17 protein-coding genes, 1 pseudogene and 1 riboswitch are annotated in these 23390 nt (G+C 46.4%); of the genes and pseudogenes, 8 read left to right on the top strand and 10 right to left on the bottom strand.

Annotated features, from left to right (window positions below):
* The first annotated feature begins 86 nt into the window (after positions 1 to 86).
* Positions 87 to 866, top strand: a complete 780-nt coding sequence (locus ACKA06_RS17475) for an SDR family oxidoreductase (RefSeq protein ID WP_411160287.1) — start codon at positions 87 to 89, stop codon at positions 864 to 866.
* 230 nt (positions 867 to 1096) lie between these two features.
* Here ACKA06_RS17475 and ACKA06_RS17480 read toward each other — a convergent pair whose 3' ends face one another.
* On the bottom strand, positions 1097 to 1810 hold the full coding sequence (locus tag ACKA06_RS17480) for a Crp/Fnr family transcriptional regulator (protein WP_198258598.1): 714 nt from the start codon (positions 1808 to 1810) through the stop codon (positions 1097 to 1099).
* A gap of 234 nt (positions 1811 to 2044) precedes the next feature.
* On the opposite strand from ACKA06_RS17480, the gene ACKA06_RS17485 reads away from it, so the two are divergent.
* The 4 genes from ACKA06_RS17485 (at position 2045) to ACKA06_RS17500 (ending at position 9409) form a co-directional block, all read left to right on the top strand.
* Positions 2045 to 3169 carry a carbohydrate-binding protein gene (locus tag ACKA06_RS17485; RefSeq protein ID WP_411160288.1) on the top strand — a complete coding sequence of 375 codons (1125 nt, stop codon included), beginning with the start codon at positions 2045 to 2047 and terminating at the stop codon, positions 3167 to 3169.
* Positions 3170 to 3321: 152 nt separating this feature from the next.
* Complete coding sequence (gene shc / locus ACKA06_RS17490) at positions 3322 to 5202, top strand: squalene--hopene cyclase (RefSeq protein WP_411160289.1); 1881 nt, start codon at positions 3322 to 3324, stop codon at positions 5200 to 5202.
* A gap of 253 nt (positions 5203 to 5455) precedes the next feature.
* Positions 5456 to 8536: a GNAT family N-acetyltransferase gene (locus tag ACKA06_RS17495; RefSeq protein ID WP_411160290.1), complete on the top strand. Its 3081-nt coding sequence runs from the start codon at positions 5456 to 5458 to the stop codon at positions 8534 to 8536.
* Positions 8537 to 8647: 111 nt separating this feature from the next.
* Positions 8648 to 9409, top strand: coding sequence for a class I SAM-dependent methyltransferase (locus tag ACKA06_RS17500; protein WP_411160291.1), 762 nt, complete (start codon positions 8648 to 8650; stop codon positions 9407 to 9409).
* 68 nt (positions 9410 to 9477) lie between these two features.
* Here ACKA06_RS17500 and ACKA06_RS17505 read toward each other — a convergent pair whose 3' ends face one another.
* Both ACKA06_RS17505 and ACKA06_RS17510 read right to left on the bottom strand, forming a co-directional pair.
* Positions 9478 to 11094: a sodium:solute symporter family protein gene (locus ACKA06_RS17505; RefSeq protein WP_198258593.1), complete on the bottom strand. Its 1617-nt coding sequence runs from the start codon at positions 11092 to 11094 to the stop codon at positions 9478 to 9480.
* A gap of 100 nt (positions 11095 to 11194) precedes the next feature.
* Positions 11195 to 11312: riboswitch (SAM riboswitch) on the bottom strand.
* 539 nt (positions 11313 to 11851) lie between these two features.
* Positions 11852 to 13270, bottom strand: coding sequence for an alanine/glycine:cation symporter family protein (locus tag ACKA06_RS17510; RefSeq protein ID WP_032086214.1), 1419 nt, complete (start codon positions 13268 to 13270; stop codon positions 11852 to 11854).
* 270 nt (positions 13271 to 13540) lie between these two features.
* Here ACKA06_RS17510 and ACKA06_RS17515 point away from each other — a divergent pair, with 270 nt between their 5' ends.
* Together ACKA06_RS17515 and ACKA06_RS17520 are read left to right on the top strand one after the other, a co-directional pair.
* Entirely contained in the window at positions 13541 to 13900 is a 360-nt protein-coding gene (locus ACKA06_RS17515; protein ID WP_058297079.1) for a DUF805 domain-containing protein, read from the top strand.
* A 128-nt stretch (positions 13901 to 14028) separates the two neighbouring features.
* Positions 14029 to 14286: a hypothetical protein gene (locus tag ACKA06_RS17520; protein WP_082641588.1), complete on the top strand. Its 258-nt coding sequence runs from the start codon at positions 14029 to 14031 to the stop codon at positions 14284 to 14286.
* 77 nt (positions 14287 to 14363) lie between these two features.
* On the opposite strand, the gene ACKA06_RS17525 is transcribed toward ACKA06_RS17520, so the two are convergent.
* The 7 genes and pseudogenes from ACKA06_RS17525 to ACKA06_RS17555 all read right to left on the bottom strand — a co-directional run bounded on the left by ACKA06_RS17525 (position 14364) and on the right by ACKA06_RS17555 (position 22168).
* Positions 14364 to 15782 carry an NAD-dependent succinate-semialdehyde dehydrogenase gene (locus ACKA06_RS17525; protein ID WP_411160292.1) on the bottom strand — a complete coding sequence of 473 codons (1419 nt, stop codon included), beginning with the start codon at positions 15780 to 15782 and terminating at the stop codon, positions 14364 to 14366.
* A 21-nt stretch (positions 15783 to 15803) separates the two neighbouring features.
* A complete protein-coding gene (locus tag ACKA06_RS17530) occupies positions 15804 to 17192 on the bottom strand; it encodes a hypothetical protein (protein ID WP_411160293.1) in 1389 nt (462 codons plus the stop codon).
* A gap of 83 nt (positions 17193 to 17275) precedes the next feature.
* Positions 17276 to 18424 carry an iron-containing alcohol dehydrogenase gene (locus tag ACKA06_RS17535; protein ID WP_214873656.1) on the bottom strand — a complete coding sequence of 383 codons (1149 nt, stop codon included), beginning with the start codon at positions 18422 to 18424 and terminating at the stop codon, positions 17276 to 17278.
* A gap of 185 nt (positions 18425 to 18609) precedes the next feature.
* Positions 18610 to 20214, bottom strand: a complete 1605-nt coding sequence (locus tag ACKA06_RS17540; protein ID WP_214873658.1) for a sigma-54 interaction domain-containing protein — start codon at positions 20212 to 20214, stop codon at positions 18610 to 18612.
* Positions 20215 to 20314: 100 nt separating this feature from the next.
* Complete coding sequence (locus ACKA06_RS17545) at positions 20315 to 21271, bottom strand: DUF4003 family protein (protein WP_198258588.1); 957 nt, start codon at positions 21269 to 21271, stop codon at positions 20315 to 20317.
* 151 nt (positions 21272 to 21422) lie between these two features.
* Positions 21423 to 21746, bottom strand: coding sequence for an ArsR/SmtB family transcription factor (locus tag ACKA06_RS17550; RefSeq protein WP_198258587.1), 324 nt, complete (start codon positions 21744 to 21746; stop codon positions 21423 to 21425).
* Positions 21747 to 22168: pseudogene (locus ACKA06_RS17555) on the bottom strand (SRPBCC family protein).
* 252 nt (positions 22169 to 22420) lie between these two features.
* On the opposite strand from ACKA06_RS17555, the gene ACKA06_RS17560 reads away from it, so the two are divergent.
* On the top strand, positions 22421 to 23275 hold the full coding sequence (locus ACKA06_RS17560; protein ID WP_411160294.1) for an effector binding domain-containing protein: 855 nt from the start codon (positions 22421 to 22423) through the stop codon (positions 23273 to 23275).
* Positions 23276 to 23390: the final 115 nt, after the last annotated feature.

The following is a 23390-nucleotide window of genomic DNA, read 5'->3' on the forward strand; positions in this document are numbered from 1 at the left end:
AAAATAACACATATGAAAGCGGGGATTCAGGATGGCAGCAATTCTATAGATTTACTCTATTGAACTACGAATATGGAGGGAACTATATGAACTCATTACGAGGAAAAACAGCCATCGTCACAGGGGCAAGCCGTTCAAATGGAATCGGGACAGCCATCTGCCTCGCGCTGGCTGAAGCGGGGGCGGATATCTTCTTCACCCATTGGATACCGTTTGATGAAACGGCGGGCAACGGACTGGAGAGGGAATGGCCTCAGAAATTAAAGGAAAAGTTATTGCAGAGGGGGGTACGTGCCTCCCATATGGAGGCGGACCTTGAAAATGATTTGACGCCGGGCAGAATCATCGGTGCCGTCCGTGAATCTCTCGGCACCCCCCATATCCTGATTAACAACGCCACATACTGTGCACCTTCCAGCTTCCGTACGTTGGACACAGACATATTGGATAAGCATTACAACGTGAACAACCGGGGAACCCTCATGCTGTCGATTGAGTTTGCAAAAGCATTTGAACAAGAATATCCAGATGGCGGAGAGGGCAGGATCATCCATCTGGTTTCAGGTGGACCTGATCCTGATAATCTTGCCTACATTGCCACAAAAGGCGCGCTGAAGGCCATCACCGCGCCGCTTGCGACAGGTCTGGCACCCCTTGGGATCACAGTCAATTCGGTAGATCCGGGTCCGACTGATTCCGGATGGATCGATGAAGACCTGGCGGAAGCATTTCTTCCGATGTTCCCACAGGGACGAATCGGGCTTCCGGAAGATGCAGCCAAATTGATCCGATTTCTGGCAAGCGCTGAATCACAATGGGTTACAGGACAGGTCATCGAATCCAATGGAGGATTTTTAGGGAAATAATTAAGGCAGCCTGCTGAGTATTTATTCAGCAGGCTTTTTTTAGTGGGAATGTCGAATATAGCCCGGGAAATATGTTGAGGAAAAGGGAGTTTTGTCGGTATTCCCCAGGAATGGATCATAAGTCTCCAGCACGGCGTGTATTTTTTGTCGAATGGATCATAAACCCTTCAAGCACAAAGAAAGGGACAAAAATTCAAGTGATTTTCATCCCGGAATCGTGAAAATCCTACCTAATCGATATTGCAGATATCAATAGGACAGTTCTCACAGCCGATTTCCCCCCGCAGGTACCCAAGATCAAGGAGGATGATCCTGCCATCAGGAGTGTAATCAATCATACCCTTTTTCTTAAGGTCACTCAGCATCCGGTTGACGCTTTCCCTTGTGGCAGCGCAGAATTTAGCAAGCTCCTGGTTGGTCAGATGGATATCGAGGAGGATGCCGTCATCCATTTTTACTCCGTATGAATTCGAAATGCGGATGAGAGTGGAATAGAGGGCTCCCTTTTTTCCGTGCATAATGAGATCCCTGATTTTTGACTGGTTCTTCCGCAGCTGGGTCGAGATCCATTTCATGAATTCGAAAGTCAGCGGGGCATCATTGATCAGTGCTTTTTCAAGCTGGTTCCTCTGGATGGTCAAGACTTCTCCTGCTTCGAGGGCATATGCACTCAGCATGTAGGTGGCATTCTCCGAGAAGAGGGTCAGCTCCCCGATATAATCGTCCTTCTTGCAGATACGCATATTCAATTCCTTGCCTTCAAGGCTCAGTTTGCTGATTTGAAAAACACCGGATCTGATCAGGAACAATTCGTCGGCCCTTTCCCCTTCCTGGAACAAAAAAGATCCCTTTTTTACAGCGCGGGGTGTTCCGATTGATATTAATAAGGAAGACAAGTCTTCTGAAACAGTTGAAAGGTCACTTTTTCTATTCATCCTATCCATCGAAACATCTTTCCCTCCTATATAAACTGAAATTTGTTAAAACATGCATTTCAAATAGTGCTTATCGATTTAAAATTAACATGACCGGCAGGAGTTTACAACAAGATTCTGGAAAAACCAGACGCTGACACTAAGTTGTAACGAATCCTAAAGGGGCGGATTTTAAGAGTGTACGTACTCCAAAATTAGGCTTTCCGCATAAGGTAAATACAGATTGAAAAGGAGGGGTACACGATGCTGCCTTATCATTATCCTGTAAATCAGTTTAATGGCCGGAATGGAATGTTTCCAAACGGTCATCCGGACCTGTACAGTGGCATTCAGTATGACTGGCCGGTGCATGCACATTCTTATTATCCTTATCAAATGGAACCTTACCAACAGAGAACGTTTTACCAGAACGATCCGGTTTATTATGTTCCCCAGTATCAGCCTGTCCCTTATCCGTACGATTACGGATATGAGTACGGGGGCGGAAACCATGATGAGTTCCGCGCAAACTGGAAGCAATGGGAAGACCTCGGTGCACCGCCAAGGGGAATGAAAGGATCTCCTGCTGTTGCCTCCTGGCAGTCAAACAGACTCGATGCATTTGTCCGTGGGGAAAACGACCGGATGTGGCACAAATGGTGGAACGGCTCGCGCTGGAGCAACTGGGAAGATCTCGGTGCTCCAAGAAGGGGATTGAAAAGTTCCCCTGCGGCCGTATCATGGGGACCGAATCGGATCGATACCTTCGTAAGGGGGAACCGGGACAACTTATGGCATAAATGGTGGAACGGTTCGCGCTGGAGTGAATGGGAAGACCTTGGCGGACCCCCTCGTGGATTCAAAGGCGATCCGGCCGTTTCTTCATGGTCCGCAAACCGGCTTGATGTATTCGTCGAGGGAGACGACAAGAACATGTGGCATAAATGGTGGGACGGCTCGCGCTGGAGCGGATGGGAAAATCTCGGTGCACCACGCGGCGGTCTCAGGGATTCACCTGGAGCGGTATCATGGGGGCCGAACCGCATCGATTGTTTTGTGAGAGGAAATAACGACCGGATGTGGCATAAATGGTGGGATGGCTCAAGATGGAGCAATTGGGAGGATCTCGGGTCGCCGCGCGGCGGTTTTGAGGGGGCCCCGGCAGCGTCATCCTGGGCATCGAACCGCATTGATACATTTGTCCGCGGAGACAACAATACGATGTGGCATAAATGGTGGAATGGTTCCAGATGGAGCAATTGGGAAGACCTCGGTGCACCGAGGGGAGGAGTGCGTTCCTCACCAGGGGCTGTCTCGTGGGGGCAAAGACGCATCGACACCTTCGTCAGGGGAAGAAACGAACATATGTGGCATAAATGGTATTCGTAATGATTCACTGAACGGCATTTAAGAAGGAACCACCCAACAACGGTTCCTTCTTTTAATGAGTGGAAAATGGACAGCCTTCAACGACTAACCATCACCCCATACACATATACATAGCAGAGATATCCACATCAGAGAAAGCGGGAGGCTTAGATATGAAAGGAGAAATCAAAGAAACAGCCGACAAGATGGCGGATGAGATCCGTGAAAGACAAAACCCTGACGGAACCTGGTCATTCTGTTTTGAAAACAGCCCGATGACGGATGCCTATATGATCATCCTCATCAGATCATTATATTTTAAGGAAGACGCGCTGGTATCGCAGCTTGTAAAACGGCTCTTGAACATGCAGACGAAAGAGGGAACATGGAAGTTATTCAAGGATGAAGCGGAAGGAAATTTATCGGCGACGATCGAAGCTTATTTCGCTCTGCGGTTCAGCGGGCTGCTCCATGAAAAAGATCCCCGTCTGGTAAAAGCGGAACGGTTCATTAAACATATGGGCGGACTGGAAAAGGCTCATTCACTGACAAAGATGATGCTTGCCGTTAACGGACAATATGAATGGCGGCATATCATGCCTGTTCCGATTGAAGTGCTCCTCATTCCCCGGACGTTCCCGATCAGTTTCTGGGATTTCAGCTCTTATGGAAGGGCCCATATCGTTCCGTTTCTGCTGGTAAGGGATGCCCGTTATCATTTGCAGAGTGCCCGGACCCCGAATATCAGACATCTGTTCCTTCAAGGGCGATCCGACAGCTTGCATGATATTGATGAAGACCGTTTGTTCCTTTTTGAAAAACTGAAGGAGGGCATAAAGGGGCTTGCTGGTTTCCCTGAGTTACTCCGTTCAGAGGCAAGGCAATTTGCGAAGGATTATATGCTTAAACGAATCGAACGGGATGGGACGTACCTGAGTTATTTCAGCACGACCTTTTTTATGATATATGCTTTGAAATCGATTGGTTACCGCAGTGATTCGTCCATCATAAAAAATGCATTAGACGGATTGAAGCGGATGATCTGTCAGACCGATAACGGTCCCCATGTCCAAAATTCACCCTCCCTTATATGGGACACGGCTCTCATCAGCCATGCGCTTCAAGAATCCGGTCTTTCCTTTGAAGATGAGACAATCCGGAAATCCGTGGAATACCTGTTAAAACATCAGCACTATAAGTTCGGGGACTGGGCCATCGATCTACCGGACGTATCACCGGGAGGATGGGGATTTTCTGAGAGCAATTCGATTCATCCGGATGTAGATGATACGACTGCCGCCCTCCGCGCCATCACGTATTCAGCAGGAGCCAAACCGGAAATTCGGCACGCTTGGGAGAGGGGCGTCGACTGGGTTCTTGGAATGCAGAACCGAGACGGCGGATGGCCTGCTTTTGAGAAAAATAAGACCAAAGGGATTCTCGCTTCATTTCCGCTGGACGGGGCAGAGGCCGCGGCGATTGATCCATCTACGGCAGACCTGACAGGAAGGACCCTTGAATTCCTCGGGAGCAGAGCCGGATTGACAATGGATCATCCCGATGTGAAAAGAGGGATCACATGGTTGACAATGACTCAGGAAGAAAACGGTTCCTGGGCAGGCAGGTGGGGAATTCATTTCATTTATGGAACATGGGCAGCTGTCACCGGCATGAGGGCCGCCGGGGTGCCTTCTTCGAACAAAAGGATCGGGAAGGCTGAAAAGTGGCTTGAAAATATCCAAAGAACCGACGGCGGGTGGGGAGAATCATGCTACAGCGATCAACGGGGGAAGTATGTCCCGCTCTCATTCAGTACCGTTTCTCAGACGGCCTGGGCACTCGATGCACTCATCAGTATATCGGATCAGCCTACCCCTGCCATTGAAAAGGGAATGGGGAGACTCTTGGAACTCCTTCACAGCGAGGAATCGTCCCCGGCACACACCTATCCGACAGGTGCGGTCCTAAAAGATGTATTCTACGCTCACTATCACAGTTACCAGTATATCTGGCCGCTTCTTACATTAAACCATTATCTCAAAAAGTATGGATGAAAAGAGTGCCGCTATCCTTCAGCAGTCAAAATGCTGCACTGTGCTAAACGCCCGTCCCTCATCTCAGCACCGCGCTAAAGAGTTAGAATATTCTTTACTTATCGGGCATATCATTTTAAACTGTGAGTGGGAAGTAATTTTTTCCAAATAAAAAAAGGAGGAGATCAAAGATGAGGATTACTTTTAACGGAGCAGAGGATAACGGAAAAAAGCGTGAGGTTCGACACATTAAAACGTAGCTCAGGAGGACATTATGAAGACAACGTTGGAGAAAGTAAGAATCGTAGAATACCATGAAGGTCTTGCAAAGGGGATTGCAAAGATGTGGAACGAAAGCCGCGAAAACTGGGGCGGGGATTCCACGGTAACAACGGAGCAGGACGTGATCGAAAAGGAAGCTAACTCTTCCAATCTGCACTTATATCTGGCCATGGTGGGCGACGAGGTCGTCGGGTACTGCGGATTGTCTCAATACCGTGAAGACGAAGGGGCGATGTACATTCCGCTCTTGAATGTCCATCCTGATTATCATGGATTGAAGATCGGAAAGCAGCTCGTCCTGAAGGCCCTCGAAAAGACGATCGAATTGAAGTGGCCGCGGCTTGATTTATTTACGTGGCCCGGGAACACGAAGGCTGTCCCGCTGTACAAGAAGTGCGGTTTCTTCTGGGAAGACCGTGATGACACAACCCACTTGATGAACTTCATTCCTTCGGTACTGCAGGTCGATTGGCTGAAGCCGTTCTTTGAAAAACATGACTGGTACTCTGCGAGTCAGCGCATCATCGAGGTGAAGCCTGACGGGATCAAGGATAAAGACCATACTTATTATGAGTACAAATGGGAAGCGGGAGATGAATTTGTCCGTGTCCAATTTGAACGGACAGGACGCGGAATCCGCCTGATTGAAACGCAGGAACTCCTGGTGGAAATGAAGCTTCCGGACTTCAAGCTTCTGGAGAAGGAAGAACATCTAGTTTCCTACCGTGTCGTCAATAAGACCACTACACCTGTTGATGTTTCCATATGGGGGATGTCCACAGAAATCGTGAATCATAGTTTCATAGGAAAAGAAACGGTGGAAGGCGAATGGACGGGAGAGTATCCGGCGGTCCTGACTCTGCCAGACCGGGAGCCGAGTCCATGGAAAACACATCCCGTGGTCTCTGCAAATATCGAGGTTGACGGAAAATTATTCCCTTTGAAAATGGGGGTCTACCCGAAACAGGCAGGCAAACTTCATTTGCGCACGGTGAACAAACATTGGCGCCAGAACCAGAAAGCCGTCCTTCATCTGGATATTGAAAGTCAGCTTGAGGAAGACGCGCACTGGACAGTAAAACTTCCGCACAGCCATGTTGTGAAATGGTCACAGGCGGAAATCAATGCTGAGATAAAAGGGAAAAGCAGGATTTCGGTGCCGCTTCATGCAGAACTGCTTAAGAACGGATTCTATTCGGAAGAAGTCAAAATCGAAGTCGTGAAAAAAGACGGGGAATCCTTTGAATTCAGTTCAAGGCTGGCTCTAGAATTCCCTGGTCTTGGAGCCCGGTTCGGCGGAGAATCCGAAGATCACTGGAAGGCCTTTACCGGTCCTTACTTTGTCGAAATCGAAAAGAGGAATCATTTCGTCAAGATCGGGTCTGTCCTGTCAAAACAGAGTCCGACGACCCTGTTCACTCCAAGGCTCGGCAAACCGTTCAGCGAAGAATTTTCTAAAAAAGAAGCTTCTTCAGTTGAATACATTGAAACCCCTGAGGCATTCGTAGTAAAGACAACCCTGGAATCAGAGGCCTTTCCATCTGTTGTCCTGAATACGTATTTTAAGTTGTACGGATCCGGGATTGTGGATATCAAGCATGAAGTCGTGAACAAGTCGAAAGAAACGAAGGAACAGCTCTATCTCATTCAGCCGCTTCCGATTGAGTTCAAGGGTATGGCCATCCCTCAAAAGGAAGGTGTAGTAATCGGCGACGAAGCCATGATGCCCTTCATGGATTACATCCGTGACAAGGAAATTTCGGAACGCTGGTTGTTCACCTCTGGGGCGAATGGGGAAACGAAGGGCCTTGCGTGGCCGGAAGGGGCAATTGGCAGAAAGAATGACTGGCACTTTGCGATTGAGTATAAGGTAGATCCTGTCCAGTCCCAGGGGGAAGTATGTCTAGGGCCGATTCAAGTCGGGATCAATACAGCACCTTCGTGGAAAGAGTGGAGGTCACTCGTACTCGGTGATGATATGAAACGCCTTGAGGAATGTCCGCTTTATTCTCTTGAACCAAGTGATGGAAATCTCGTTTCGGCTGCGGGCGATCATGCAGGCTACTCATTCCGGTCCATGCTTACACCATATCTCGACGGGACACTGGAGCTTAAGAATGAAGTCGGAAGCATGAATAAAACCGTAACGAAAAAGGATGAAACCACAGATGTGAATGTGGAACTGCATCATAGAGAAGCGGGCCTCAAGCGTATCAAAGGCAAATTCCACTCTCAGAGCCAGAGGGCTTCATTTGAAACTATTTCTATGGTAACAGGAGAGAAGGAAATCGAAATAGTCGAGAAAGCTGACGGCTGGACGGTCGATAATGGAGTGCTTTCCTTCAAAGCGGCAGAAGGCTATTATCCTGGAATCTATTCATTGATGTATAAAAATAAAGAATTCCTTCATCATCAGTACCCTGCCCCAGGACCGAAAGCCTGGTGGAATCCTTGGGGAGGAGGAATTCGCTATACATTCATGAATGTAAGCCCGTATTCGATGCTGAAGGAACCGACAAGTGTGAATCCCGTCACGAAGCAGGATTCTAACGGAAATTCATGGAGAGGGCTTGCAGTTACCACTGTCTTAAAAGAGCATGAATCGATGAAGGGGATCACGCTCCGTCAATATGCCCTAACCCTTCCCGAAGTTCCGGTACTTGCCTTCTATTGTGAAATCGAGCAGGAATCCGGCCGTACCTTTACAGGGGAGTCAGTGGATCTGGAGGCGTTTTTCAAGCCGGGTGAAACATTGACCTCAAGTTTTGTGAAGCTGCCGTCCGACGGCAAATTCGATACGTATTATGCAGGTATCGAGGAATTTGTGATCGGGGACAGTCCATTTATTCAAGCCGGTTCCGATGAACGGAAAGAGCAGGCGATGCTCATCCATCCTGATTCGGCCAAAATGACCGAAGTCTATATCAATCAGGAAGTGCTGGTAGCGGCTTCTTCCGAGGAGTGGACAGCTGCTTCCGGTGAATCCGTAAAAGTCAAACCGACCATGATGGTTTTGGGTGAAGAAGATTTGTCAGGAGCTTATAAACAACTGAGAAAAATATCGTTTAACTAACGGAGAATGCCCGACCCGGACATCCGGGGAGGGCATTCTTTTTAATCATGTTTAAGATAATGGACACGGACTGCATTCTGGCGGACTGTGGTAAATGGAGGATGTACGAAAATGTCATTTAGTCACTACGGCAAATTATGCACCGAAGTATATGATCTGACGAAAGAAGTCGGACAATCATTCGGCGGTGATATCGAGTTTTATCAGGAAAAATTGAAAGAATGCAAAGGCAGGATCCTCGAGGCGATGGCCGGCTCGGGAAGGGTCACCATCCCGCTTGTGGAAAACGGCATAGTGGTCGATGGAGTGGATGATTCTCCTGAGATGCTGGCATCATGCCGGCACCGCTTGGAAGAGAGGGGTCTCAAGGCGGAGCTTTACGAATCAAGCCTGCAGAATCTCGATCTCCCTCATCAGTACGAAGTCATCATCATTCCGGGAGGTTCCTTCTTACTGATTGATGACCGTAATGAATCGATGGAAGCGTTAAAGAAGCTGTATGCCCATTTAGAACCGGGTGGAAGACTCATCATGGATGTATTCCTTCCTGACACAACTTTCGATATCGGCAAGGTGCACACCTCTGTTTTCCCGCTTCCAGGCGGGGACACGATCACGATGGAAAGCAAGCTAGTCGAAGTGGATTTCTTCCATCAGCATAAAGTGACTCACTTGAAATATGAAAAATGGAGAAACGGGAGCCTCGTCGAGACAGAACTCCAGCGCTTTGCCTTGCGATGGTATGGAGTAGAGGAACTCATACTCGTCCTGAAGGAAATCGGGTTTTCTCACGTGGAAATATGCGCGGATTTCGAGGAAGGTGAGGAGCCGGCAAGCGGGAATCAGAAAATCATTTATATTGCAGAAAAATAAAGGGAAATAATATATCCGAAAAGAAAGCCTGCTCCCATATTTTTTGGAGCAGGCTTTCTTTCTGTCATTCAGCTTGTTCTCAACAGTGCGTTTTTGGCCTGTGATGTTTCTTTTTTCTTGATGAAATTGATACAAGTCGTGAATAGTCCGAGTACAATCAGTGTCAGCACAATGCCGAGCAGCCCTGTATTGTAAAGAAAGTTGAAAGCAAATGCCGCTGTGACAGCAAGCAAAAGGGATATTGCTGCTGAATACGTGCCGATGCTGTTGATGGAACTCTTCCATTCCAGTTTGCCGGCATTTTCAATGAGGCTTATTGAAACGATCGTCAGGATATTCACGATCATCCCGATCCACACGGGGTGGATGTTCTGATAAAAATCATTAATTCCCCATCCTCCAAGGTGATACCAGAGCAAACCCGATGAAGAACCTGTAAAAAGGGAAATGAGGGCAGCCCGTTTTGTGACGGCCGGCCAGAATAAAGCAGCTACAACCGGGGCGAAGGTTGCCGAGTTCCGTGTAACCCAGGCCAGAACATTCCACCAGGCGGACTGTTCAGAACGAATCAAAGCAAAGCTGATCATTAATACAGTCAATAACACAAGTGACCACTTCGTATAACGGACAAGCTGAAGTTCTGTCGCTTTCGGGTTAATGGCTTTTCCGGTATCTCTCCCAAGACTTGTGGCGCCAGAGAATTGACAAGGAGCCCCCCAGCTCAGGGCAGCAGCCCAGAATCCAAGGAAGAATAATCCGACAAGTGGAGCAGGCAGAGTCTCCATCAAATAAAGCGGGATCGCGACCAATCCCTGTGATTGACCCGGAACCACCTGCTGGGCAGCAAGACCGAATAACACAGCTCCAAGTATGAGCGGGATACCCAATACAGCGCCATATAATAATCCTTTCCGGCCCTCTTCAGGAGTTTTGCAGGATAATGCCATCTGAAAGGCTGCCTGAGCCAGGATCACATTGAATAAAAAGGTTCCGAACCACGCAAGTATCGTTTGTATTCCTGCCCCATCCCATGAAGCATACTGCGGCTTTTCATTAAATAATGAAGCGATTCCTTCCACGCCGGGGTTGATGAAGAATGCATATGTTCCAATTGCCAGCATCATGAAAAAGACAACCACATTACTCAATTGTGTGAATCCGATTGACCACATCCCGCCAAACTGAAGATAAACGAGAAGAAGGACGGCTGTCATCGTGACGGACCAAATCAATGAGACGCCGGTGAATACTGACAATGCAGAGGCAAAAGCAAGTGCAGTGGCGACCGACCACATGGGGAAAGTAAACGCGGTAATTGCCCCTGCAATTCCTCTGACCTTTTCACCATAGCGGTCTCCGAGTAGTCCTGAAATCGTCACCAGGGCTTTTTTTCTAAACGGGGTAATCAGGACAAGAGCAATGATCAATACGTGAATGGTCTCCGCCACCCCGTACCAAATCGCTGAAATGCCGGTCAGATAGCTCAGTTCGAGTATCGCGATATAGGAAGACCCCGAAAATAATCCGGTAATGCATACTGCTACAAAAAAGGAATTGAATCCCCGGCCGCCAACAAAGAAACCATTGCCGTCGGCAGCCTTCTTTCTTGAGAACTGACTTACGAAAATAAGAAAAACGGTATAAAAAAGTGCAAATCCGATAAACCAATAACCAACTTCCGTCATCTTTAACATCCCCTTTAATATTTTATAACGATCTGTTTAGTCAGGAATTAAAGAGGAATCAAAAAGAAAAGCCTCTCCCAGAGGAAGAGGCATCATCTCTCCCTCATCTTCCAGACTATACGTCTGTTGGAATTAGCACCTTATTACTTTCAATTAAGAAAATAACAGGTTGCCGCAGGATCACAGGACCAATTTCCTCCCCTGGCTCTTGATAAGGATTGTTCGTTTTAAGTTATGTATTACTGTAACGCATTAATGTGATGTCGTCAATTGATTTTGAAAATTGAGAAAAAAGGACTAGATGATGTAATGTCTTAAATAATTCCGAGAAAGCAGGTATTAGCAGAGCTCATAATAAAAAATATAACTAAAGCACATTAGGGCAGGCTTAATCACCGCTATTGATTTCCGTGCCTTCGCTTTCTGCGGGTGACCCGTGAGCCTCCTCGGCTTCGCCTCCGGGGTCTCACGTGTCCAGCTGCAGGGCTTAGAGTCACATGTCATAAGCCAAATCGACCAAGAAGGCAAAGAACGCCTTCCAGGCCAATTCGTCTTATGCCACCCGCCTCTCTTCAAAGCCCTTCCGCTTTTCTGATTGGCCACTTCTCCCGCAGGAGTCTTCGTCTTGCACTCCAATCAACCGCTGGAACAAGATTGAACTGAATGCCTCATTATACAAAACTACAAAAAAACCCGAACTAAATTGCCACTCTTAAGGCAAATTAGTTCGGGTTTAATTTAGACTCAGTTTCTTCTCTTAACTCGCTTTCCTCTTAGAATAAGCCTTCATCTGCAAAGGCAGATAGTCATTGAAATAATGATTCGTTTCCTTCACGATTACCTTATAAAGCAGCAGCAGGGCAATCAAGTTCGGGATCATCATCAAAGCATTCGACATATCCGCAAATGCCCATACCAATTCGAGGTTCGCCACTGCACCCATACCGGTCGCCACGACATAGATCAAGCGGTAGGAAGCGATGTAGCGGTAGCCTGTGAGATATTCGAAGCATTTCTCCCCGTACATATACCAGCCGACGATCGTGGAGAAGCCGAAGAAGATGACAGAGAATGAAACGATGTATTCTCCTGCAACCCCGAGGGCATGTCCGAACGCGGCACTCGTCAACGCCCCACCGTCTAGTGAAGCGGAATGCTGGATGCCTGAAATGGCTCCGCCTGTCGGATCCCAGAAACCGGTGATGATCAATACAAGTCCTGTCATCGTACACACGATGATGGTAACAATGAAGGTACCCGTCATCGCAACCAAAGCCTGTTTTACTGGATGATCGGTCTTAGCATTCCCCGCGATGAGTGCAGCCGTACCGAGACCTGCTTCATTGGAAAAGATCCCGCGTGAAACACCGCTTCGGATCGCTTCACTTATGACGATCCCGGCGAATCCGCCTGCGGCCGAAACCGGATTGAATGCGTAATGAAAAATCAGTTTAAAAGCCGGAATGATCATGTCATAATTCAACCCGATGATCAAAAGTGAACCGCCAATATAAAGGAATGCCATGATCGGCACAAAGAATGAAGCAACTGTACTGATACGTTGAATACCGCCGAAAATGATCAAAGCAGTCAGCACGGCAAGAACGATCCCCGTGACCCAGTTATTGATGGAGAAACTAGTGGTCATGACGTCGGCAATTGTATTGGACTGAACACTGTTTCCGATACCGAGTGCAGCGAAAGCACCGAATAATGCAAAAGCGACGGCCAGCCATTTCCATTTGCTGCCGAGCCCTTTTTCAACGTAATACATCGGACCGCCCGAGTATTCACCGTTTTTATTCTTCACACGGTATTTCATTGCCAGCAGCGCCTCGGCATATTTCGTCGCCATGCCCAGTAGGCCGACGATCCACATCCAGAAGATCGCTCCCGGTCCGCCGATTGTCAGTGCGGTCGCAACACCGGCAATGTTCCCGTTACCGATTGTGGCTGATAGAGCAGTCATCAGCGTTTTAAAGTTGCTGATATCCCCTTCAGAATCAGAGGAATCCGTATTTGATTCCTTTGTGAACGCAAGCTTAAAAGCATAAAATAGTTTTTTGAATTGCAAACCTTTAAGCATAATGGTCAAAAATAAGCCTGTTCCAAACAACAGTACTAAACTTGGTGTACCCCATAGAAAAGCATTGATCTTGTTTAGCACATCTAACATAAAATCCCCCTCATGATGTAAGCGTTTTCTGGTTGAATCCTTTTCTATTATATATAGTAACACCCCCAGCCTGTCCAGTAATATGTGAAAGTTTGCCATAGAATGAGTTTTATGGACTATCATAAAAACGAGTGCTGGAAAGGGTTGAAGAGAAGAAAGAGACCTTTTATACAGAAGGATAAACGAGATTTTGCCCTCCTCGTCCTGACAAACTTCGACAATGATATGTTATACTAGCATAGTAGAATTGCAGTATAAAGGAGTATTTAAATGAGCTGGTATTTAAAAGTAATAAAGAACTATGTAAACTTTGGGGATCGAGCAAGACGGAAAGAGTATTGGATGTTTTATCTGGTCAACTTCTTAATAAGCATGGGGATTTTTGTCATTCAAATGGCAGCCGGCATAGACGGGTGGTTGAACGGATTGTACTCATTATTTATCTTTTTGCCCTCTCTTGCAGTTACCATTCGCAGGCTCCATGACACTGGAAGAAGCGGCTGGTGGATTCTCATTTCCCTGATTCCGGTCGTTGGATGGATCGTTATCCTTGTATTCATGTGCCTGGAAGGCGAAAGCCAGTCCAATAAATGGGGACAGAACCCTAAATTTGGCGGAGGCTATCTATAGTAAACGTCGACACCCGGCATCCTTTGAAAAGGGAGCCGGGTGTTTTGATTTAGTTTTATGACGGAATGGACTTTTGGCTGGTGAAAGAATAATGCCAGCAATTCCCACGCATACTAGATGTGGGTGATATGATGCGAGGGAAAAGCGATGAAATCCAAAAGTACAGTGATGCAATCGATAAGATGCAAGAGGGACTCGAAGCAATGATCGAATTGTATAATGATATGGAAGAAGACACTCCGTTTATCGATTTGGAGGAAGGGGTCCTTGAAGACCTAGAGAAAGCGAAACGTATTTACGGAGAAGAATATGTGAGCAAAAAGGTCAATACGATTCTGAAAGAGGTGCTGACCTGGCTTGATTTAGAGGAAGATAAGAAAAAGTAACCTGCTTTAACTGTCAAAGATGGATGGATAATAAAAGACCCCTGACACCATTAAATGTGTCAGGGGTTTTGAAATTCTTACAATCCAACAGAAATATATTTAACCTCCAGGAATTCCTCGATTCCCTGATGTCCGCCTTCCCGTCCGAGTCCGCTCTGCTTGAATCCGCCGAACGGAGCCTGAGGCGTGGAAGGGACGCCGTCGTTCAGGCCGACAATCCCATATTCAAGCTGCTCGCAGATCTGGATGCCCCGTGTGATATTCTCTGTAAACACATAGGCAGCAAGTCCATAGATCGAATCATTGGCTCGCTCGATTGCTTCTTCCTGAGTCTTGAATGTTGAAATCGGGGCAAGAGGCCCGAATGTTTCGTCCGTCATACAAATCATGTCTTCACTCACATCAGTGAGGACGGTGGGTTCGAAGAAAAGCCCTTTGCCGGCTTTACCTCCTGTGACCACTTTTGCCCCTTTGCTTACAGCATCATCGATATGCTTCTGGACTTTTTCCACTGCATCTTCATCGATGAGGGGCCCGATGTCAACGCCTTCTTCAAGTCCGTTTCCGACTTTCAATTCTTTCACTTTTTTCACCAGTCGCTGAGTGAATTCTTCAGAGATATCCTCATGCACATAAACACGGTTTGAGCACACACATGTCTGACCGGCGTTACGGAATTTGGATGCGACGACGCCTTCGACTGCTTTATCAATATCACAGTCGTCCATCACGATGGATGGGGCATGACCGCCAAGTTCAAGTGAAACTTTCTTGATCGTATCAGCAGAGCCTTTCATCAGCTGTCTGCCCACTTCGGTCGATCCGGTAAATGTCAGCTTGCGCACGCGCATGTCCTCAAGCCATGCTTCACCGATCGCTTTGGAATCACCAGTGACGACGTTGATGACTCCTTTCGGGATCCCCGCCTGTTCGGCAAGTGCAGCCATTTTCAAAGCAGTCAACGGTGTCAGGTTTGCCGGCTTGATGACGACGGTACAGCCGGTCGCAAGTGCCGGGGCCACTTTTCTCGTGATCATCGCAGCAGGGAAGTTCCAAGGAGTGATGACCGCAACCACACCGACAGGCTGCTTTGAAACAAATAATCTTTTGTTGGTCTGGGTAGCCGGTATTTGTTCGCCATAAACACGTTTTCCTTCTTCTGCGTACCAGGAAATGAAGCCGTTGGCATACTGAATTTCACCAGCTGCTTCTTTTAGGGGCTTACCTTGTTCCCTTGTCATGGTTTCAGCAAGGTCTTCTTTATGTTCATTGATCAGGTCGTACCATTTTCGGATAAGCTCGCTTCTCTCGTAGACGGATTTTCTTGACCAGTCACGGAACGCTTTATCCGCTGCGTCGACCGCACGCACCGCTTCATCTTTACCGCCGCGTGGAATCGTCGCCACAACCTCTGAGGTAGCAGGATTGGTCACCTCCGTCTTTGGCAGGTCGTTCCCGATTTCTTCACCGTTTATGAGCATATTGTAGTGTTGCATGTTTTGCCTCCTCTTCAAATATTAAGAAATTCTTTTAATTTCATCTTCTTCTAAATCTTTAGTGAATATTTTATCATTTTCTCCTTTGAAAAACTTCTTTCCATAAATGAGTACACAAAGAATGATTCCGACTGCAAAGCCCCAGGTGGCTCCTTTAGTAGCAAGCACTGCGCCAATGATCCCCGCAATCCCGAGATCCCTATGACTGCGGGCTTCGAGGATACCTACCCGGACACTTACGTAGCCCTGGATTAATAGAGTAAGAGCCAGTGCAATTCCGAGAATAGGTTCTACTAAACTCACAATCGGAAGCAATAGAAGGCCGGTGTTGGTCCCCCATCGGAAGGAGCCTGATCCCCCAAAGATAGAATTCATCGCTTTTTTTCCTTCTTTGAACCGTTCGATAACGACGACCTGCATGGCTGCCCATAAGGGACCTGCCATAGTCACATCAGGACCGAGGATACTCATGATCGTATTCCGTCCCCCGAAAATCATATGAGCCCGGTTTGGGTTATAGTCGATTTTCTCATCACGGCGGACATCATCCGCTTCTTCAACCAATGCCTTACTCTGCAGTACATCACCGAATAAGACAATATATGCTGCCAGTACTGTTGGCAGGGCAGTCAAAAATAACATAGCTGATGGGAAACCTACCCCAAATACAGTATATTCACTCCATAGAGTACCGAAATCCGGATTTATCAGGCCCCATTCAATCGACGGCAAAGGTGCTTCACCGAATAAAGGAGCAATGATAACTGCTAGAATAATGATAGGGAAAATACCGAGCTTCCCAATTAGTCCCCATAGTGCGCTCTTGTTTTTAAGTTGATTGAAATGCTGGGAGAAAATGATGTAAAATGCGATCCCTACAGCGATTGAGATGGTCCATGGGAAACTTTCGAAACGGCCTCCAACCTGAAAAACCGAAATGACCGCAGCGAATCCTGCACCCAGAATGACGCCAGATTTAATCGCCGGTGGAACAAACGACACCACTTTCTTTGCAAGTCCTGTCACCCCTAAGAAAATAGAGAAGAGCCCGAGGGTGAGCTGGAAGGCAACCAGTGCGTGCACCCTATCTACACCTTCTGGAAATGTTGATACATAAGCCATAATTAACGGGATGGCCGGTGTGATCCAGCCAGGAACAACCGGATCGCCAAGTAAATGATGAGTCAAATAAAGCAAACCATTCAGTAACACTACGGCCAAAGCGACTTCAAATGGCATCCCCAATAATTCGATCATCAATGGTATGGCAGCTAAATCCACGGCACACATAAGCAGTCCCTGTACATAGTCGGGCCATTCAAACTTATAATGAATAAAGGGAAGTCTTAATTTAAATGGTCCCATAGGGATGTATGGTGATTCTTCACCATGTTTACGGTTTTTCCACATATTATATACCCCTTTTCTAATTAGATAAGACTCTTTTCCTTGTTTTATTTAATTTTTCATCCCATCCTTCAAGTAAAAACTGCTTAGTATGCAGCCTGATAAATTTGTTCGATTTCTTTTTGAGTCAGTTTACGAGGGTTATTGTTTAAGAGACGTTCAATCTTGCTTGCATCTTCAGCCATTTCCGGAATATCGCTTTCAGGAATGGAGAAGGCACGTAATCCAGATGGAATATTAACTGCGCTGCACAACCGTTTCATTGCTTGAACGGTTTGATCGGCGGCATCAGCGTCAGATAAATGACTAACTTTTTCACCTAAAGCCGATCCGATATCCCTGAAACGCTCCATGCAGGAAATCTTATTCCATTCCATTACGTAAGGAAGCAGCAGGGCATTGCTTACTCCATGTGGAATATGGTAGCGCCCCCCAAGCGGATAGGCGAGGGCATGGACAGCCCCCACTCCTGCGTTTCCAAATGCCATACCTGCCATCAAGCTTGCGGTTGCCATGTTTTCACGTGCTTCCAAATGGGACGGGTTGGCGTATGCTTTCGGCAGATTTTCAGCAATCATCTTAATTGCATAGATAGCCAGAGCATCCGTGATTGGAGAGGCGTGCACTGAAATATAGGCCTCTATGGCATGGACAAGTGCATCAACACCGCTTGCAGCCGTGACAGACGGCGGCATCGTCAACGTCATCTCAGGCGCCACAATCGCAACATCCGGCAGCAGGTAATCACTGACGATTCCTTTTTTCAGCTGAGCTTCCTTATCAGAAAGAATGGAGATATTCGTAACTTCAGAACCGGTACCTGCTGTAGTGGGAAGAGCGATAATCGGTGCGCCTTTCTTCGGTACGAGGTCTGTCCCTACTAAATCCGTGAGCTTTCCATCAAAGCCTGCAAAAGCAGATACACTTTTGGCGATGTCGATGGCACTTCCTCCTCCAATTGCAATCAGTCCATCATGAGCCCCTTCCCTGAACATATTTGTGCAATCATGAACCACTGCAAATTCAGGCTCAGGCTTTACTCCTGTATATAACCCGAACGTAAGCCCTTTCAAAAACGGGGTGATCTGATCGACGACGCCTACTTTTTGAAGAATTTCGTCCGTCACAATAAGAGGTTTTTTGATATCCAGACGCTGTATTTCATGGGGGATTGCTTCTATGGCACCTTTTCCTGTAATGAGTTTGTTTGCAATTTTAAAGGTGGATATTGTCATGATGATATGCTCCTTTCTAATTTATGAACTCTAGGATAGCTTCTTTTGATAGAACCCTTTGTAATAAGTGATGCAAGTTTTGTGCCAACTTTCAGAAAAGTTAAAATGAAAGGTTACGAATGAACGATGGTAGAAAAGATGATTGGTAAACGAATCAAAAAAAGGAGATTTGATTATAAATATAATCAAATCTCCCATTTTTTCATTTTCTGTACGATTGTTGGTTGGCTGACTTGTAATACTTCGGCTGCGTTTCGTGTTGTTTTATATTTCTTCAATGCTCTTGTGATTAAATTTCTTTCTAAGTTGTCTACCGCTTCTTTTAATGGTATGATCTCCATTTCAGTTGAGAAGTCCTTTTGCTTGTTGCTTGTTTCTGAGAGTTCATGAGGCAAATCCTCTGAACCTATGGTTTCAATAGGGGATGTAACAACCAAACGTTCGATGCAATTTTTTAATTCGCGGATATTTCCGGGCCAATTATATTCATGAAGGATATTCAGTGCTTCAATACTTAACTTTTTGCTAAATCCATACTCTTTATTAAAATCCTCAAGAAATTGCTCTGCCAGAGGGATGATTTCTTCCTGACGATCCCGTAAGGAAGGGATTTCAATTGGTACTACGTTTAATCGATAGTACAGATCTTCCCGAAACTCACCCTTTTTTACGAGCTCTTTAATATTCTTGTGTGAGGCAGCGATGATTCTTACATTGATTTGTTTCAGTTTTGATGCACCGATCGGGATGAAGGCCTGATCCTCGATGACCTTGAGTAATTTCACTTGAAGCTCCAAAGGCAGATCCCCTATTTCATCAAGGAATAAAGTGCCGTTATCAGCAATCTCCAACAGTCCTTTTTTTCCTTTTGCCAGTGCTCCTGTAAATGCTCCGGGTTCATACCCGAAAAGTTCTGCCTCGATTAAACTTGAAGGAAGAGCACTGCAATTCAACTCAAGAAAGCTTCCAGCGGTACGGTTTGAGTGCTCGTGAATATACTTGGCCACCATCGTTTTGCCGACCCCCGTTTCACCTTGAAGGAGTACCTTTGCATCCGTTTTAGCCACTCGGTCAATGATTTCAAACGTCTTTTTCATTTTTTCACTATGATAGAATGATGACTGTGTTGAATCGTGGAAGGTCGCATTTGTGCTCTGCCTGAGATTCTTTAATTCTTGAAGCTCTTCAATCCGGAGCTTGAGCTTTAACAGTTCAGTGATATCCCTTACACTGTTGATTACATAAAGAATCTCTTTTTGATCATTGAAAATAGGGGTCCCAGATACAATGATCTTCCGGCCGTTATGAATGGTTTGCATCAGTGTAACAGGCTTTTTTTCTTTGATTACTTGGATGGAAGCAGATTTCGAGATATAGCCTTCCTTGATGATTTCCTCCATATGATAACCAATCAGCTGCTGGGGTTTCAGGTCCGTAATCCTTTCATATGCCTTATTTATCTTGACCGTTATCCCACACCCGTCTGTGATAAATACGCCATCATATAGGGAATTGATGATGTTAGTGAAAATATCATTCTCTAGCAACTCGCTATATTCATTCTTGGTCGTCGTCCGCTTATTAGTGGTATACAAGTCTGTTGACAGCTTATGAATAATTTCTCCTATCGATAGATGCGATGGTACCTCCTGGAACATCTCCTTCAATTCATCAAGCGTCAAAATGCCGATCGTTTTACCTTCTTCATCATGTACCTCCAAATACTCTTCATCAGAAGAAGAGAACAGTTCAACCGCGCGCTCTAGATCATTGGAAACTCCAATCCGCAATTTGAAAACCTCCCAAGTCCAAAATCATAATCTTTTTATCATACTATCACACTTTAACGCACCGAGGGACGGGCCTTAACACTAAAGGCCGTCCCCTCAATCAACTCCCGTTATGCGTTGCAGCGGTCGCACCGCCGATGGCTGCGATCGTTGCGGATTGCTGTGCCTGAATGAGCGCTTCGATGGTCGTGGACAGATTCATCTGCAGGAGGGATGAATTATCAATTTGATTGCTGAGGTGAAGGTTGACAGCCATCATGAAATTCATATCCTTTTGCCAGCGGATTTTTTCATTCAATGATTCCCGGATTTCCTTTACTTCACTGATTTGATCTTTGCCGTTTTTTAAAAAGGCAAGCATGGCGACCTGTGGATAGAACATGGATTTCGGCCGGATGCCTTCTTCTTTTAAACAATCGAAGATTTCCGTGCAGCGTGTCACCAGTTCATCCGGATCTGCGTCTTTGACAAGCGAAAGGATGTGACTCATCGTCTGAAGGTCGTTACCTTTATTGAAACCGGAAAGGTTCAACTTATCGTAGAAATATTCGATATGGTCAATTAAAAGGTCCGTATCCTTTGTTCTTTGAGCAAGAAGCATCGCAAGCGGATAGTCGCTTTGGCCTGTAAGGAAGAAATGCTTCTTTCTCATCTTCTTGTACACGCCCATTGCCCGGGATGATGTCTCTCCATCAGTGTTGTCAGCGCTGATCAGTACCATAGCGGAAATATAGGTATACGCTCCCATCGAGAAACCTTCATCCACCAGTGCTTTGTACGTTGAAATGAACGATTGAAACGCTGTTTCGGGATCTTGAAAGCGGGTGATGAGCATCGCTGCAAACAGATAGCGCTGATGGGATTGAAGCGTGGTGAAGAATCCGACTTCCTTTTTAATGAAGTCTGCCATGGCCTCAAGGCGGTCTCCGTCAAATTCATAATTCTCCGTCACATAAAGGGAAGCGATCAACATGACGGAACGCTGGTCGGTGACCTTCCAACTGAGCTTCTTTTTTGCGTCTGCATATACGTCTTTATACGTTTCGATTTTGTTCATTCGTAACACGTCCTTAAGAGAAGTTGTTTAGTTTATATACGGTTGAAAAATGGAAAAGTTTCGTTAATCCGGAGGCCGTGGGGAATTTCAAAAGGAACGGGAGAAGAGAAGTTTAGTTTAAAAAGAAATAAGCCTGCTCACAAAAAGCAGGCTAACGATCCTTGTCATCTTCGACCAGATACTTAAGCATCGACAGTTTATTGGTCCAGAACTGCTCATAGTAGGACAACCAGACTTTGAGCTCAGTCAGGGGTTCAGGGTGAAGGCTGTATATTTTTTCACGGCCGACTTTTTTACCGCTGACAAGGTCTGCCTCGGTAAGAATCCCGAGATGCTTGGTGACCGCGGTCCTGCTGATGGAGAAATGGGAAGTGATGTCCGAAATCGGACGGTCTTTTTCGGAAAGCAGGCGCAGCATCTCCCGCCGGGTAGGGTCTGCGATTGCCTGAAAGACATCATGTTTCACAGCACCCATTTATGCCTCGACAACCTTCCTCAGGCGGTCATTCACAAGTCCGGCCCAGCCGTTGTTCATGCGGTCGCGTACGACGGAAGTCTTCTCACCGGCTTTGGAAATCGTATCATCCGCTTCTTTCCAGCCTGCATGTACGACAGTGAATTCTGTCTTATCTCCAAGATCTTTCAACAGGAACGTCACAACCCAGCCGTCGGTGTCCCATGAGAAGGATAGTTTGTACGGTTCATCGATCTCAAGCACTTTGCAGGGAGATGGGCCGAAAGGGGATTGAATGTGGAATTCATGGCCGACAACCGGCTCGAAGTCATTCGGCATGAACCATGCAGAAATTCCATCCGATGTTGAAACAGCATCCCAACTTTTTGGATGGATGCATGTAAAACCGCTGTCTGTTCAATATCTTTCACTAGATTTGTCATTTGACCTCCTGCTTTCTAAGTATAATAACACCATATGGTTTCGTTTATTAATATAACACCTTTTGGTTATATGTCAATGGGGGAAGAGGAATCCTTGAAATTGCCGCCGAATAATAAAATCGAAACTCACTTTAACTATATAACAGAATTGGGGACCCAAATAGAAAAGGTCCCTGTCACCTATGCGCACAAATGAACCGGAAGATTGTCGGGGCATGCGCTAAACTTGATTTTGAAGGAGATGGTAACCGTATGGAGATGCTCCAAAGAATGAATGACTGTATCGATTATATCGAAGACAATCTTCATGAAAAGATTGAACTCGACGAATTGGCTCATATCACCCTTAGTTCGAAATTCCACTTCCAGCGAATGTTTCATATCGTGACAGGATTCACTGTCGCAGATTATATCCGCAGGAGGCGTCTGACACTTGCCGCCCAGGAATTGACGGATACAGGGCGAAAAGTGATTGATGTGGCATTTCAATATGGATACGAAACGCCGGAAGCCTTCTCAAAGGCATTTCGCAAAGTGCATGGAGTATCTCCCTCGGCAGTCAGGGAATCAGGGGCCTCCCTTAAAGCATTCCCGCGCATCTCTTTTCAAATACAATTAAAAGGAGAGAAGGAAATGGACTATAAAATTGTAAAGAGGGAGTCATTCACCGTAATTGGAAAAGGGCTGAGGATGAAAACGACCGATGGGGAAAATCATCAGGAAATCCCAAAGTTCTGGAGTGAAGTGAATCATAACGGAACCTCAAAAGCCATCTGCTCTGAAGCAGGGACAGGTGAAATGTTGGGCATCTGTATGGAATTCAATCATCCTGCAGAGGAATTCACCTATTTCATCGGGGCGGAAAGCGAGGGCGCAAGCGATACGTTTGAGTCCAAGGAAATCCCTGCAGCAACCTGGGCAGTATTCACATCGGTGGGACCGATGCCGCATGCCATCCAGCACGTCTGGGAAAGGATCTACTCAGAATGGTTCCCTTCGACCGGCTATGAACATGCGGGAGGACCGGAATTCGAGCTGTATCCATCAGGCAATGTTGAAGATGAAGACTACCGGAGTGAAGTGTGGATTCCGATTAAAAAGAAATAATATCATCAAAAGAAGCTTGTGGACTTCACAAGCTTCTTTCAGCTTGTAGACAAAGTCTAAGAATTAGACCAAGTCTACAAGCTTTTTTTGTATAATAGAAAAGAATAAAGCTTTT

It is taken from the genome of Rossellomorea oryzaecorticis (assembly GCF_045897515.1).
Lineage (GTDB): Bacteria > Bacillota > Bacilli > Bacillales > Bacillaceae_B > Rossellomorea > Rossellomorea enclensis.